The 14,837-nt window shown below is 71.9% G+C and carries 12 protein-coding genes; 7 read left to right on the top strand and 5 right to left on the bottom strand.

Going from position 1 to position 14,837, the window contains the following annotated elements; translation table 11 throughout:
- Positions 1 to 63 precede the first annotated feature (63 nt).
- The 3 genes from ACEN8D_RS04735 to ACEN8D_RS04745 all read left to right on the top strand — a co-directional run bounded on the left by ACEN8D_RS04735 (position 64) and on the right by ACEN8D_RS04745 (position 3,707).
- On the top strand, positions 64 to 1,203 hold the full coding sequence (locus ACEN8D_RS04735; protein WP_217637395.1) for a glutamate--cysteine ligase: 1,140 nt from the start codon (positions 64 to 66) through the stop codon (positions 1,201 to 1,203).
- Positions 1,204 to 1,302: 99 nt separating this feature from the next.
- Complete coding sequence (locus ACEN8D_RS04740) at positions 1,303 to 2,439, top strand: tetratricopeptide repeat protein (RefSeq protein ID WP_413461405.1); 1,137 nt, start codon at positions 1,303 to 1,305, stop codon at positions 2,437 to 2,439.
- A 23-nt stretch (positions 2,440 to 2,462) separates the two neighbouring features.
- Positions 2,463 to 3,707 (top strand): ATP-binding protein, encoded by a 1,245-nt coding sequence (locus ACEN8D_RS04745; RefSeq protein WP_309779846.1) that lies wholly within the window; start codon positions 2,463 to 2,465, stop codon positions 3,705 to 3,707.
- 74 nt (positions 3,708 to 3,781) lie between these two features.
- Here ACEN8D_RS04745 and ffh read toward each other — a convergent pair whose 3' ends face one another.
- The gene (gene ffh, locus ACEN8D_RS04750; protein ID WP_022905829.1) at positions 3,782 to 5,332 is read right to left on the bottom strand and encodes a signal recognition particle protein; all 1,551 of its coding nucleotides are present in this window, start codon (positions 5,330 to 5,332) and stop codon (positions 3,782 to 3,784) included.
- Between the two features lie 44 nt (positions 5,333 to 5,376).
- Positions 5,377 to 6,069, bottom strand: coding sequence for a VOC family protein (locus ACEN8D_RS04755; protein ID WP_413399561.1), 693 nt, complete (start codon positions 6,067 to 6,069; stop codon positions 5,377 to 5,379).
- Between the two features lie 59 nt (positions 6,070 to 6,128).
- Here ACEN8D_RS04755 and ACEN8D_RS04760 point away from each other — a divergent pair, with 59 nt between their 5' ends.
- From ACEN8D_RS04760 to lipA, 3 genes are all read left to right on the top strand, one after another.
- Positions 6,129 to 6,662, top strand: coding sequence for a hypothetical protein (locus ACEN8D_RS04760; protein ID WP_309779848.1), 534 nt, complete (start codon positions 6,129 to 6,131; stop codon positions 6,660 to 6,662).
- A gap of 63 nt (positions 6,663 to 6,725) precedes the next feature.
- Positions 6,726 to 7,433, top strand: a complete 708-nt coding sequence (lipB, locus tag ACEN8D_RS04765) for a lipoyl(octanoyl) transferase LipB (protein WP_413461800.1) — start codon at positions 6,726 to 6,728, stop codon at positions 7,431 to 7,433.
- A complete protein-coding gene (lipA, locus tag ACEN8D_RS04770; protein WP_309779850.1) occupies positions 7,430 to 8,413 on the top strand; it encodes a lipoyl synthase in 984 nt (327 codons plus the stop codon). The genes lipB and lipA overlap by 4 nt, the downstream gene beginning before the upstream one ends.
- 96 nt (positions 8,414 to 8,509) lie before the next feature.
- Here the strand turns inward: lipA and ACEN8D_RS04775 are convergent, their stop codons facing one another.
- Positions 8,510 to 8,668 (bottom strand): DUF4175 domain-containing protein, encoded by a 159-nt coding sequence (locus ACEN8D_RS04775; RefSeq protein WP_139199230.1) that lies wholly within the window; start codon positions 8,666 to 8,668, stop codon positions 8,510 to 8,512.
- Between the two features lie 58 nt (positions 8,669 to 8,726).
- Positions 8,727 to 9,596 (bottom strand): signal recognition particle-docking protein FtsY, encoded by an 870-nt coding sequence (gene ftsY, locus ACEN8D_RS04780; protein ID WP_070416414.1) that lies wholly within the window; start codon positions 9,594 to 9,596, stop codon positions 8,727 to 8,729.
- 218 nt (positions 9,597 to 9,814) lie between these two features.
- Between ftsY and ACEN8D_RS04785 the strand changes: the two genes are divergently transcribed.
- The gene (locus ACEN8D_RS04785) at positions 9,815 to 10,843 is read left to right on the top strand and encodes a TerC family protein (protein WP_309779852.1); all 1,029 of its coding nucleotides are present in this window, start codon (positions 9,815 to 9,817) and stop codon (positions 10,841 to 10,843) included.
- Positions 10,844 to 11,006: 163 nt separating this feature from the next.
- On the opposite strand, the gene ACEN8D_RS04790 is transcribed toward ACEN8D_RS04785, so the two are convergent.
- Positions 11,007 to 14,825, bottom strand: coding sequence for an AAA family ATPase (locus tag ACEN8D_RS04790; RefSeq protein WP_495601175.1), 3,819 nt, complete (start codon positions 14,823 to 14,825; stop codon positions 11,007 to 11,009).
- Between the last annotated feature and the right edge of the window lie 12 nt (positions 14,826 to 14,837).

Genomic DNA, 14,837 nt, shown 5'->3' on the forward strand with positions numbered 1-14,837 from the left:
GAATCGGATCCGCACGACCGGGAGTGCGGTTCCTTGTGCGTGTCCGACAAGGAGCCGGGCAGGATGTACAGCATGGACATCCGTTTCACCGAGTCCCGCCCGTCGACCATCGGCGTCGAGTGGGAGCTCCCCCTGGTCGACCGGGACACCGGCGACCTGACCCCGCGTGCCCCCGCCGTCATCCAGGCGGTGCAGCAGCGGCTCGGTGATCACGACCGGGTGACCGAGGAGCTCCTGACGAACACGGTCGAGGTCGTCACCGGCGTCCACTCGCGGGTGAGCGGTGCCACGAGCGAGCTGTCCGGCATCATCGGCGAGGTCGTCGACGCCGCCGAACCGCTCGACGCGCAGGTCATGTGCGCCGGCACCCACCCCTTCGCCGTGTGGGACCAGCAGGAGATCACGCCGGACAGCGAGCACTACACGACCCTCATCGACCGCACCCGGTGGTGGGGCCGTCAGATGCTCATCTGGGGCGTGCATGTCCACGTCGGCATCGACGACCGCGACAAGGCGCTGCCGATCCTCGGCGCGATGCTCGCGTACGTCCCGCACCTGCAGGCCTTCACCGCCTCGAGCCCGTTCTGGGCGGGGACCGACACCGGGTACGCCTCGAACCGCGCCCTGATGTTCCAGCAGCTGCCGACCGGTGGCCTGCCGCCGGCACTCGGCGCGTGGGCGAACTTCGAGGAGGTCGTCGACGACCTCACCCGCACCGGCGTCATCGAGGGCGTCAAGGACCTCCGCTGGGACATCCGCCCGTCGCCCGGCTGGGGCACCCTCGAGAACCGCGTCTCCGACGGCATCTCGACCCTGCACGAGGTCGGGGCCGTGACCGCGCTCGTCCAGTGCCTCGTCACCGAGATGTCCGACCGGCTCGACGCCGGCGAGACCCTGCCGACCATGCAGCCCTGGTTCGTCCGCGAGAACAAGTGGCGCGCGGCCCGGTACGGCATGGAGGCCGAGATCATCACGAACGCGGCCGGCGACGAGCGGCTCGTGACCGACGAGGTGCACGACCTCGTGCAGCGGCTCGACCCGGTGGCGGACCGTCTCGGGTGCCAGCAGGAGCTGCACCACCTCGACACGATGATCGCGGACGGTGCCTCCTACCAGCGGCAGTTGCAGGTCGCGCAGGAGAACGGCGGGGACCTCCGCGCCGTCGTCCGGCACCTGGTCACCGAGCTGCGCGACTCGCTCTGACCGTCACCGTCCGACGAACGGGAGGCGCGGTGCCGGCCGGCACCGCGCCTCCCGTCCTGGGGGACGTGCGGGAGTCCGCGCGACCGCTACAGTTCCCCTGTGACAGGGGGGAACGCGGAACGCGGAGCAGGGCCGACCGTCCAGCGCGCGGCCGCGCTGATCGACGCGGGACGGCCCGCCGACGCCCTCGCCGACCTCGCCGTCGTCGAACGGGACCAGGGCGCTTCGGTCGCCGGGCACCGCGTCCGGGCGCTGGCCCTCCTGGCGCTCGACCGTCCGGACGAGGCCCAGGACGAGGCCCGACGCGCGGTCGGCCTCGCCCCCACCGACTCCGTCGCACTCCGGATCCTCTCGACGACCCTGGTCCGCTCGGGTGACCAGACCGGAGCCGTCGCCGCCGCGCGCCGATCCGTCGAGGCCGATCCCGGGTCGTGGCTCGCACACCTCGCGGTGGCCGACGCCCTCTGGCTCGACGAGCGTCGTCGACCCGAGGCGCTCCGTGCGAGCTACGAGACCGTGCGGCTGGCGCCGCTCGAACCGATGGCGCACCGCCGACACGGCGACCTCCTGCTCGCGGCAGGACGGCAGCGCGACGCCCAGGCCGCCTACCGACGCGGCCTCGAGCTCGCCCCGGAGGACCGCGGCGCACGGCACAACTTCGCGGTGTCGCGACTCCGGCGGGGTCACGACGGCGAGTCCGCGCTCGCGTTCGCCGGGATCCTCGCGACGGACCCCACGAACGCGCTCGCCCGACGGAACCTCGTCGTCGGGGTCCTCAACCCGCTCGCGCGCATCCGGTTCGGACTCGGTGCCGGCGCCCTGATGACCGGCTTCCAGTACCTGGTCTCCCTCGACGCGCCGTCGGACACCGGCCGCTGGTACACGACGCTCCCGCCGGTGATCGGACTCGCGCTCGTGGTGGTCGTCGTGCTCCGGTTCGCCGCCGAGACCCGGCCCCGGACGGGGTTCCTCGTGCGCGCGGCGCGACGGGCGGTCCCCGGGTGGACGACGACCGTCGGCGTGCTCGGGGCCGCGACGGCCGTCTCGGTCGTGGGGCTCTTCCTCCCGCCGGTCGCGGCCGTGGTGGCACAGGGACTCGTGTTCGTCGGGGTGGTCGTCGCCTCGGTGCGCATCCGGAGCACGATGCGCGCGTTCCCGAAGACCACGCCCGTGCGGCAGGAGGTCGACGAGGGCCGGACCGACCACGGCGACGACGGCTGGGGGAACCCGTGGTGAACGACGACGGACGAGGAGTCCCGATGGACGACGACCCACTGATCGACGCGATCCGGCGAGCCGTGGTGGCCGCTCCGGAGGACGTCACGCTCCGGGTCCACCTCGGCCGCCTGCTCCTCGACGCGGGGCGCCGGGTCGAGGCCACGACCGAAGCGGCGGCAGCGGTCTCGGTCGCCCCCGACGACGCCGCGGCCCGGGCGCTCATGCTCGAGGCACTGCAACCCCACGCGACGGCCGGCCCCGCCGCGCCCGGACCGGACGACGCCGCGACGGACGACGCCGGTCCCCCGTCCGCGACCGGGTTCGACTGGCACGCCGCCGAGCAGCAGGTGGAGCACATCGTCGAACCGGCGTTCGTCGACGACGACGGCCCGGACCCGGACCCCGCGTCGGCGTTCTCCGTCGAGCGCGCGGGTGTCCGGTTCGCCGACGTCGGTGGCATGGAGACCGTGAAGCAGCGCCTGACCGCGGCGTTCCTCGCACCGCTCGCGAATCCCGAGCTGCGCACGCTCTACGGCAAGAGCCTCCGCGGTGGCCTGCTCCTGTACGGGCCGCCAGGCTGTGGCAAGACGTTCATCGCCCGGGCCGTCGCGGGCGAACTCGGCGCACGGTTCATGAGCGTCTCGATCACCGACGTGCTCGACCCCTACGTCGGCCAGAGCGAACGGAACATCGAGGCCGTGTTCCGCGCCGCCCGGGCTGCGGCGCCCTGCGTGGTGTTCTTCGACGAGGTCGACGCGCTCGGACAACGGCGCAGTCAGACCCGGAGCTCGCACGTCCGCGGGATGGTGAACCAGCTCCTCACCGAGCTGGACGGCATCGACGGCGGGAACGAGGGCGTGTTCGTACTGGCGGCGACGAACCAGCCCTGGGACGTCGACCCCGCGCTCCGCCGACCCGGACGGCTCGACCGCACCGTGCTCGTGCTGCCGCCGGACGCCCCCGCGCGCGAGGCGGTCTTCCGCAGCCACCTGCGGGACCGACCCGTCGAGGGCATCGACGCCGCAGCGCTCGCGAAGCGCACCGAGGGGTTCTCGGGCGCGGACATCGCCTACGTCTGCGAGGTCGCCGCGGAACGGGCGCTCATGGACAGCGTCACGACCGGGTCGGTCCGGCTGATCGGCATGGGGGACCTGCTCGGTGCCCTCGGTGAGGTGCGCCCGTCCACCGGTGCCTGGCTGGACGCCGCGCGCAACGTCGTCCTCTTCGGCGAGGACGACGGGACGTACGCCGACCTGCGGGCCTGGCTCAAGCGGTCCAAGCGCTGACCGACGGACGGGAGGCGCGGTGCCAGCCGGCACCGCGCCTCCAGTCAGTCAACTGGTTGCGATCGCGAGCCGCGTCAGCGACCCAGGAACTTCTGCAGCGACGCGAGCTCTTCCTCGGTCGGCGCCTTGCCGCCCTTGCCGCCGCCGAGCCCGAGACCGGACCCCTTCGGCGCCTGCTGCGGCGCCGCGGCCGCACCCGCGGCGAGCGCCGCACGCTTCGCCGGGTTGCCGACCTTGGACTTCTTCTTGCCGCCCTGCTGCTGCTTCTTGCCGCCGTGCATACCGGGGATCGGCCCCATGCCGGGCATCTGCGGGACGCCACCGCGGGCGACGGTCTTCATCATCTTCGCGGCCTGCTCGAACCGGTTCACGAGGGCGTTGACCTCGGTCACGGTGGAGCCGGCACCCTTGGCGATGCGGAGGCGGCGGGAGCCGTTGAGGAGCTTCGGCAGCTCGCGCTCCTGCGGGGTCATCGACTGGATGATCGCCTCGGTGCGGACGATCTCGCGCTCGTCGAAGTTGTCGAGCGCCTCGCGCATGCCCTTGGCGCCGGGGAGCATGCCGAGCATGCCCTTGATCGAGCCGGCCTTGCGGAGCTGCTGCATCTGCTCGAGGAAGTCGTTGAGCGTGAACGAGTCGCTCGCGATCTTCTCGGCGACCTTGCGCGCTTCTTCTTCGTCGAAGGCACCCTGCGCCTGCTCGATGAGGGAGAGGATGTCACCGAGGTCGAGGATGCGGCTCGCCATGCGGTCCGGGTGGAACGGCTCGAAGTCGTCGAGCCCCTCGCCCGTGGAGGCGAACATGATCGGACGGCCGGTCACGCTGGCGACCGACAGGGCCGCACCACCGCGGGCGTCGCCGTCGAGCTTCGAGAGGACGACGCCGGTGAAGTCGACGCCTTCCTGGAAGGCGCGGGCGGTGTTGACCGCGTCCTGACCGATCATCGCGTCGATGACGAAGAGGACCTCGTCGGGGTCGACGGCCTTGCGGATGTTCGCGGCCTGCTTCATGAGCTCGGCGTCGACGCCGAGACGACCGGCGGTGTCCACGATGACGGTGTCGTACTGCTGGTCGACCGCGGCCTTGATGGCGTTCTTCGCGACCTTGACCGGGTCGCCGACGCCGTTGCCGGGCTCCGGCGCGAACACGTGCACGCCGGCCTGTTCGCCGACGACCTGCAGCTGCTGCACGGCGTTCGGACGCTGGAGGTCCGCCGCGACGAGCATCGGCGTGTGGCCGTCCTTCTTGAGCCACTTGCCGAGCTTGCCGGCGAGCGTGGTCTTGCCGGCGCCCTGGAGGCCCGCGAGCATGATGACCGTCGGGGGCCGCTTCGCGAACTCGAGACGCCGCTGCTGGCCGCCGAGGATGCCGACGAGTTCCTCGTTGACGATCTGGACGACCTGCTGCGCCGGGTTGAGCGCACGGTTGACCTCGTCGGAGAGGGCCCGCTCGCGGACGGCTGCGGTGAACGCCTTGACGACCTCGAGCGCGACGTCGGCGTCGAGGAGCGCCCGCCGGATCTCGCGGACGGTGCCGTCGACGTCGGACGGAGTCAGCCGACCCTTGCTCCGCAGGTTGCGGAAGGTCTCGGTCAGCCGATCGGAGAGTGAACCGAATTGCGCCATGATCCGTCGATTCTACAAGGCCCCGCCCGGACGCTCTCGCCCGTTCACCGCAGGAGGACGCCCTCGGCGAGTTCCACCGTCGTGCCGAGCCCGAGATCGACCACCACCGGAGCCGACGACGGGGCTCGGTCGAGCGTCGGGAACCACTGCCGACCGGGCGACACCAGGATGAGCAGCCCGTCGACGTCGCCGACGGGGGCGAAGTCGGGCCCCGGCGGGTTGGCGTAGGGGTCGAGTCCGTGCTGGCGGAGGGCCTCGACCGCCCCGGGGACGTCGGGGACGGCGATGCCGACCTCACTGACCGACACGAACAGCGGGGCGAGCGGCGCGGCCTGCCCGGTGGCCGGCGCGCCCTGTCCGGCGGTCGGCGCGGCGTTGCCGTCGGGGAGCTCCCGTCGCTCGATGAGCTCGAGCAGCTGCCGGTCGGGCCCCTCGAAGTACACCGACCGCGAGTCCCAGCCCGCCGGCCCCTCGAACTCGTCGGCACCGTCCGCCCCGAGCACCGTCGCGACCTCGGCCACCCGGCGCTTCGCGTCCGCGAACGTCCCGGTCGGGATCGTGAACGCGAGGTGGTGCGCCCCGGTCATCCCGTCGAGCTCCCGGAAGACGAGCTGCGACGCCCCGACCGTGACCCGGACCGAGTCGTCGTCGGCGAGCACGGCGCACCCGAGTCGCTCGTAGCAGCGGGCGGTGTCGTCGAGGGAGCGGGTGGCGAGCTGGACCTGGCGGATGCGCATGGCCCCACCCGACACCCTCAACCGCGCTTCAGGTCAAGCCCCGGACTACTGTCCGTCGCATGCACCTCCGGGAGATCGACCTCGGCGGCTGGGCCCGCGCCGCTGCCGTCGCACTGCTCTGCGGGTTCGCCGCCGCCGTGTTCGCGTCGCGGTTCGCGATCCCGGTGTCGACCGTCGTGGCCGTCGGCATCGGCGCAGGGGTGCTCGTGACCGTCCTCGTCGTCGTCGCCTGGGCCACCATCGGCGGGTACGCCACCCAGCGGGCGCTGCGGGAGTGGGTTCGAGGGGGTCCGGAGCCGGTCGGCGTCCCCGCCCGACGGCGGGTCCGGTGGCTCGCACACTTCGTGGACCGGACCAGCTGGTTCGCGTGGCTCTCCGCGGTCCTGGCCGTCCTGATCCTCGCGCTGGTCGTCCCGCAGCTGTTCGACGCGACCGACTGGCAGGACGTCGTGCTCGCGCTCTTCCCCGGGGTGCTGTGGGCGGGCATCGCGGTGCACGTCTTCGCGGTCGAACGACGCCACCTGCCACGGGCTCGTGCGCTGTACGAGGAGGAGCTCCGCACGGCAACGTGGCAGGACGTCCGCGTGCCGTGACCTCCGGACACCCGTCGATGCCGTTGTTGGACGGAGTACAGAAACTGTCGTAGCCTGGCGCGCATGCCGGAACTCGACATCGTGCGCCCGTCCGGGTTGCTGGACCACGCCGAGGGACTCGCACTGCAGCGGGCCCTCCACGCCGACGTCGTCGCCGGCCGCTCACCCGGGGCCGTCGTCCTGTGCGAGCACCCGTCCGTGTACACCGCCGGGCGTCGCACCGAACCGTCCGACCTGCCGACGGACGGCTCCCCCGTGGTCGACGTCGACCGCGGCGGACGGATCACCTGGCACGGACCGGGGCAGCTCGTCGCGTACCCGGTCGTCCGGCTGGCCGAGCCGCTCGACGTCGTCGCCTGGGTGCGGGACCTCGAGCAGGTCATCGTCGACGCGGCGGCCGCCGTGGGTGTGCTCGCCGAGCGGGTCCCGGGACGCAGCGGCGCCTGGGTCCCCGGCCCGGCCGGTGCCCCGCACGCCAAGGTCGGCGCGATCGGCCTGCACGTCGCCGAGGGGGTGACGAGCCACGGCCTCGCGATCAACTGCACGAACAGCCTCGACGCCTACGCCGCGATCGTGCCGTGCGGGATCAGCGACGCGGGGGTGACCACCCTCAGCCGCGCAGCAGGTCGCACCGTGACGGTCGACGAGATCGTCCCCGTGGTGCTCGACCGCCTCCGCGCCGCAGAGCGGGGCATGCACGCCGGACACCGGATCAGCAGCGCCGCGGGCACGCCCGCCACCACGCCCACACGACAGGAGACCCTCGTATGACCCTCGCCCCCGAAGGCCGCCGGATGCTCCGCGTCGAGGCCCGCAATGCCGAGACCCCGATCGAGACCAAGCCGGCGTGGATCAAGACCCGCGCCACCCAGGGCCCGGAGTTCCGCGAGCTGTCCGGCCTCGTGCGGAGCAAGCAGCTGCACACCGTCTGCCAGGAGGCCGGCTGCCCGAACATCTTCGAGTGCTGGGAGGACCGCGAGGCCACCTTCCTCATCGGCGGCTCGCAATGCACGCGCCGCTGCGACTTCTGCCAGATCGACACCGGCAAGCCCGAGCCGCTCGACCGCGACGAGCCCCGCCGGGTCGCGGACTCCGTCGCCGAGATGGGCCTCAAGTACGCCACGGTCACCGGTGTGGCCCGCGACGACCTGCCCGACGGTGGCGCCTGGCTCTACGCGGAGACGATCCGCCAGATCCACGAGCACTCCCCCGGCACCGGCGTCGAGATCCTCGTGCCCGACTTCAACGGCCGCCCGGACCAGCTCGGACAGGTGTTCGCCGCCCGCCCCGAGGTCTTCGCCCACAACGTCGAGACCGTGCCCCGGATCTTCAAGCGCATCCGCCCGGCGTTCACCTTCGAGCGCTCCCTCGACGTCATCACGCAGGGACGCGACGCGGGGCTGGTCACGAAGTCGAACCTGATCCTCGGCATGGGCGAGGAGCGCATCGAGATCGAGGACGCCCTGCAGCGGTTGTACGACGCCGGCACGGACATCATCACGCTGACGCAGTACCTCCGCCCGTCGCCGCGGCATCTGCCGGTCGCGCGGTGGGTCGCACCCGAGGAGTTCGTCGCCCTGCGCGAGGTGGCCGAGGAGATGGGCTTCGCCGGGGTCCTCGCCGGGCCGCTGGTCCGGTCGTCCTACCGGGCCGGGCGCCTCTGGGCGCGTGCCACGGTCACCCGCGGCGGCACGGTGCCGGAGCACCTGTCCCACCTGCTCGACGCGACGCCGGGTCGCCAGGCCGTCTGAGCGGTGGGACCGGACGGACGACGGACGGGAGGCGCGGTGCCAGCTGGCACCGCGCCTCCCGTTCCGCGCATGCGTCCGTGACGGACGCGTCGGTCGCTACGCGCGACCGCGGATGCTCCTGAGCAGCCAGCCGATGACGGCCAGGATGATGAGGACGATCCCGACCCACAGCAGGAACTTCAGGGCACCGACGAAGATGCCGCTGAAGAGCAGGACGAGGCCGACGATGATCGCGATGATCAGCAGAGCGGGCATGTGAGGGCTCCTTCCGTGTACCTGGACGATCCCTGTACTGCGCAGACGGTACCCGGAATCAGCCGACGAGGTTCTGCACGAACACGTGCGGGGTGAAACCGGTGAGGTCGTTGATGCCCTCGCCCTGGCCGATGAGCTTGATCGGGATGCCCGTCTTCTCCTGCACGCTCAGCACGAACCCGGCCTTGGCCGAGCCGTCGAGCTTGGTGATGACGAGGCCGGTGACGCCGGCGCCCTCGATGAACGCCTGTGCCTGCGCGAGGCCGTTCTGGCCGGTCGTGGCGTCGAGCACGAGCAGGACCTCGGCGATCTCGGTCTGCTTCTCGACCACGCGCTTGATCTTGGTGAGCTCGTCCATCAGCCCGGCCTTGGTGTGCAGTCGGCCGGCGGTGTCGATGACGACGATCTCGGTGTTGTCCCTGATGGCCTTCTCGACCGTCTGGTAGGCGACCGACGCCGGGTCCTGCCCGGGCTGGGCCGGTCGCACGACCTCGACGCCCGCTCGCTCCGCCCACGTCGCGACCTGCTCGACCGCGGCGGCGCGGAAGGTGTCCGCCGCACCGACGAGCACGGTGCGGTCGTACGTCTTGAGGAACTTCGCGAACTTGCCGATGGTCGTGGTCTTGCCGACGCCGTTCACCCCGACGACGAGCACGACCGCCGGCCGGTTGCTGAGCTTCAGCGTGGTGTCGAGCTTCGACAGCCGTTCCTCGAGCACCTCGCGCAGCATCCGCTGGAGGTCGGCGGGGTCCGTCGTGCCGTAGCGGTCGACGCGCGCGTGGAGGTCCTCGATGATCTCGTCGGCGATGTCCGGGCCGAAGTCCGCACCGATGAGCGCCGTCTCGAGGTCCTCCCACGTGGTCTCGTCGATCGTCTTGCGCTGGAACAGCCCGCGCAGCCGGGAGGACAGTGACCAGGAACTCGCCATGTTCCCAGCTTAGAGCGCGGCGCATGTGGGCCGCGCCCGGTACGCTCGACACCACGAAGGGGAGTATTCCTCCTCGGTGTCCCCGTCAGTACGGTCCGGAACGATCCGGGCCCGGGGCGCCGGTCGTGGTCGACACATCGTGCGGACCGCGGCGGAAGAGACCTTCAGGCCTCGGCGTACCCACCACCTGGTTGCGCCCATCGACCTGAAGGAAACCCGTGGACGTCCCACTCTTCGTCTGGCTCCTCACCATCGCAGGCATCCTCGCGCTGCTGGTGTTCGACTTCTTCTCGCACGTGCGCACCCCGCACGTCCCGCACATCAGGGAATCCGCGTTCTGGTCGGCGTTCTACGTCGGGCTCGCGATCCTCTTCGGTGTCGGCATCCTCGTCTTCGGCGGCGGACAGGCCGGCGGTGAGTACTTCGCCGGGTGGCTGACCGAGAAGGCACTGTCGGTCGACAACCTGTTCGTCTTCCTCATCATCATGACGAGCTTCGCCGTGCCGAAGGAGTTCCAGCAGAAGGTCCTGCTCGTCGGCGTCGCGATCGCCCTCGTCGCACGCGGCATCTTCATCGCCCTCGGCGTCACGATCATCGACAACTTCTCGTGGGTGTTCTATCTGTTCGGCGCGCTGCTCTTCTGGCTCGCCTGGTCGCAGGCCCGCAGCGGCAACGACCACGGTGGCGACGAGGGTGACTCCCGCCTGATCCGCATCCTCAAGCGCGTCATCCCGACCTCGGACCACTACGACGGCGACCGCCTCACCACGAAGGTCGACGGCAAGCGCCTCTTCACGCCGATGCTGCTCGTGATGGTCGCGATCGGCCTCACCGACGTGCTCTTCGCGCTCGACTCGATCCCCGCGATCTTCGGGCTGACGCAGGACGCCTTCATCGTGTTCACCGCGAACGCGTTCTCGCTGCTCGGGCTCCGTCAGCTGTACTTCCTCATCGCCGGGCTGCTCGAACGCCTCATCTACCTCGGGCAGGGCCTCGCGGTCATCCTCGGGTTCATCGGCGTCAAGCTCGTCTTCCACGCCATGCACGTCAACGAGCTGCCCTTCATCAACGGCGGCGAGCACATCGAGTGGGCTCCGGAGATCCCGATCTGGTTCTCGCTGGGCTTCATCATGCTGACGATCGCGGTCGCCACGGTGGCGTCGCTCGTGGTGTCGAAGCGTCGCCAGGAGCGCGGGCTCACCCCGACGGGCGAGCCGAAGGAGGCCGTCGAGGCCGACGCGCACTAGTCGCGGCCGCCTGGCGGACGGGAGGCGCGGTGCCAGCTGGCACCGCGCCTCCCGTCCGTCTGTGGTCCCGCAGGCCGGCGGTGCGCCGAGTCTCGGCCATGCGGACAGTTTCGTGGTCGCGAGGGCACGAAACTGTCCGCGGAGCCGAGTCTCGGACTCGGGCCTACGCGACCGCCGGCTCCGGCGACCGCTTCTGCACGCGCTGGCCGACGACGGCGGAGACGCCGTCCTGCCGCATCGAGACCCCGTACAGCGCGTCCGCGATCTCCATCGTGCGCTTCTGGTGCGTGATCACGATGAGCTGCGACGACGCCCGCAGCCGCTCGAACACCGTCAGCAGCCGCCCGAGGTTGGCGTCGTCGAGCGCCGCCTCGACCTCGTCCATGATGTAGAACGGCGACGGGCGGGCGGTGAAGATCGCCACGAGCAGCGCCACCGCGGCCAGGGACCGCTCGCCGCCGGACAGCAGGGTCAGCCGGTCGATCTTCTTGCCAGCGGGCTTCACCTGCACCTCGATGCCGGTGTTCAGCAGGTCGTCGGGGTTCGTCAGCGTGATCGACCCGGAGCCGCCGGGGAAGAGGATCGGGAAGATGACGTCGAACGCCTCCTTCGTGTCGTCGAACGCGGACTCGAAGATCGTCTGCATCTTCTGGTCGAGCTCGTCGATGATCGTCATCAGGTCGGTCCGGGTCTTCTGCAGGTCCTCGAGCTGCTCGGCGAGGAACGCGTGGCGCTGTTCGAGCGCCTGGAACTCCTCGAGCGCGAGCGGGTTCACCTTGCCGAGCTGCCCGAGGTCCCGCTCAGCGGCCTTGAGCCGTCGCTCCTGGTCGGCGCGGACGTACGGCACCGTCTCGACGTCGGCGGGGTCGACGTCCTCGGTGGCGTCGAACTCGGGCAGGGCGGGACCGCCCGGGAGCGTCGACTCCGCGTCGACCGGTTCGACCAGGTCGTCGTCGTCGTCGGAGGTCGGGTCGGCGTCGGTCGGGTCGGCGTCGGTCGGCGAGTCGCCGTCGGTCGGCGAGTCGTCGGACTGGAGGCGCGGCTCGGCCCCGTCCTCCACCGTCGCCTCCGGCACCGCGCCGTCCAGGGCCGTCCCCGCCGCGGCGGCAGCGGCCGCCCGCTCGGCGTCGCGGTGCTTCCGGGCGAGGACCCGGGGGTCGATCAGGACGTCCACCGGCACCGGCACGTGTGGCCCGTACTCGGCGACGAGCACGGCCTCGACGAGCCCGAGCTCGCTCTGCGCCCGGTCGAGCACGCCGGACACGTGCAGCTTCTTCTCGTAGATCTCCATCTCGAGCGAGTGCACGCCGTCGGTGATGGACTGCAGGCGGTCGCGGAGTTCGCGCTCCTCGTTCCGGATCGTCTGGAGCTCGGTGTTCCGCTTCGACCGCTCGGCCTCCTCGGTGGCGAGCTGCACGCGGGCCTCGGCGAGGGACCGGTCGACGGCACCGAGCAGCCCGGGCAGGTCGGCGAGCACGTCCTCGGCGACGGCGATCTGCCCACGGCGGATCACGGCGAGTCGTGCGGCCTCCGCCGCTGCGGCACGTTCGGCCTCGAGCTGCCGCTCCAGCTGGTCGGCGCGGGTCCGCTCCGCACGGACACGCTCGCGGACGGTCTCGACCTGGATGCGTTGCTCGATCTCGGCGGCGCGTGCGGCCTCGAGCGCGTCCTGCAACCCGGGGCGCTCGGACGCGTCGACGACGGGGCGCGGACGGTCGGCGAACTCCTGGCGTGCGCGTTCCGCCTCGGCCAGGGCCGCCTCGGCAGCCTCGACCGCACCGTCGGTCTCGGCGAGGGCCGCACGCAGTCGCTCGACCTCGGCGGCCGCGTTCTCCACCTTCGCGCGGGTCGACGCGCTGGTCCGGTCGTACTCCGCCTTCGCCCGGGCGTGGGCGCGCGAGGCAGCGTCCGCGTCGTCCGCCGCGCGACGTGCGTCCTCGACGGCGGTGCGGGCGGCCTGGAGGCGCGTGGCCGCGTCCTCGGCGTCGCGCGCGATCGCGTCGCGGCGGGTCACGGCGTCGTCGCGTTCCGCGACGAGTTCGATGCGCGAGGTCACGCGCTCCCCGCCGCCCGTCACGCGGACCGCACGGACGAGGTCACCGGACCGCGTCACCACCGTGGCCTGCGGTGCGGCGGTGAGCACCGCCTCCAGGTCGACCCCGTCGGTGTCGGCGACGAGCGTGTCCCGCAGGATCGCGGCGATCGCCGGCGGACCCTGCACGAGGTCGAGTGCGCGGCGGACCCCGGCCGGGAGCCGCGCGGGCAGTCCGGACGGCGGGGCGTCGGCATCGGCGACCACGACGTCGATGCGTCCGATGTCCTCGGTGCGGGCGTGCGCGACGGCGTCGAGCGCGACGGACCGGTCGTCGGCGAGGACGGCGTCGGCGAGCCCGTCGAGGGCGATCGCGATCGCCCCCTCGAACCCGGGCGTCACGCTGAGACGGTCCGCGAGGCGACCCACGATGCCGTCGCGCCCGGCCTCGATGAGCGCCTGCGAACCGTCACGGACGTCGATCGACATGCCGAGCGCGGCGACACGGGCGTCCAGGGCGTCCCGTTCGCGCTCGAGGGCGTGCAGGCGGTCACGGAGTTCGTCACGCGCCGCCTGGGCCGCTTCCTGCTGCTCGCGGGCGGTCTCGAGCGCGGCGGTCAGCGCGTCCTCGTCGATGCCCTCGGACGGGTCCGCGCCGAGTTCGGCGAGGGCCGCAGCCGCCCGTTCGGACCGCTCCCCCGCCTCGGCCAGCGCCCGCTCGCGCCGTTCCCGGTCGGCCGCCGCGGAGCCGCGCTTCGACGTCGCCACGTCCACCGCGGACCCGAGGCGCTGGGCCTCGAGGTCGTGCTGCGAGACGAGGGCCGCCTGGGCGGCGATCCGTTCGTCGAGGGCGTCGAGCGCCGCACGGGCCGCCTGCACCCGCTGCGCCGCCACGGCCGTGCCGCCGGTCATCTCCGCCGCCTGCGCCTCGAGCCGGTCGGCTTCGTTCCGGACGCCCTGCACCTGCTCCGGCGTGATCGTGGGGCCCTGCTGCGGTGCGTCGGCCTGCTGGGCGAGGAACATCAGGCGCTGGTTCGCCAGGCTCGACAGGCCGCGGAGCCGCTCCTGCACGCTCTCCAGCCGGTGCACCACCGTGCGGGCGCGGTCGACGTCGTCGCCGACCATGCTCTGCTCGACGTGCTGCTGGCGGGCACGGGTCTGGTCGAGCCGTTCCTGCAGCACGATGCGCTCGGACTTGCGTCCGGCCTCGACCTCCTGGTGCTCGTGGAGCTCGCGGCGCAGGCGGACGACGTCGTCGGCGAGGATGCGGGCCTTGGCGTCACGGGCGACCGCGGCGACCGACTGGGCCTTGCGCGCCACCTCGGCCTGGCGTCCGAGGGGCTTCAGCTGGCGGCGGATCTCCCCCGCGAGGTCGGACAGGCGCGTCAGGTTCGTCTGCATCGCGTCGAGCTTGCGGAGGGTCTTCTCCTTGCGTCGACGGTGCTTCAGGATGCCCGCGGCCTCCTCGATGAAGCCGCGGCGGTCCTCGGGCGTCGCGTGCAGGACCTTGTCGAGCTGGCCCTGGCCGACGATGACGTGCATCTCACGGCCGAGGCCGGTGTCGCTCAGGAGCTCCTGGACGTCGAGCAGGCGGCAGTTCTCGCCGTTGATCGCGTACTCGCTGCCGCCGTTGCGGAAGAGCGTGCGGGAGATCGTGACCTCGGAGTACTCGATCGGCAGCAGGCCGTCGGCGTTGTCGATCGTCAGCAGCACCTGCGCACGGCCGAGCGGACCGCGCGTCGAGGTGCCCGCGAAGATGACGTCCTCCATCTTGCCGCCACGGAGGGTCTTCGCCCCCTGCTCCCCCATCACCCAGGCGAGGGCGTCCACGACGTTGGACTTGCCGGAGCCGTTCGGGCCGACGATGCACGTGACGCCCGGTTCGAACGCGAACGTCGTCGGCTGCGCGAAGGACTTGAACCCCTTGATGGTCAGGCTCTTCAAGTACATGCGGTCTCCGGA

It is taken from the genome of Curtobacterium sp. Curtsp22, assembly GCF_059492135.1.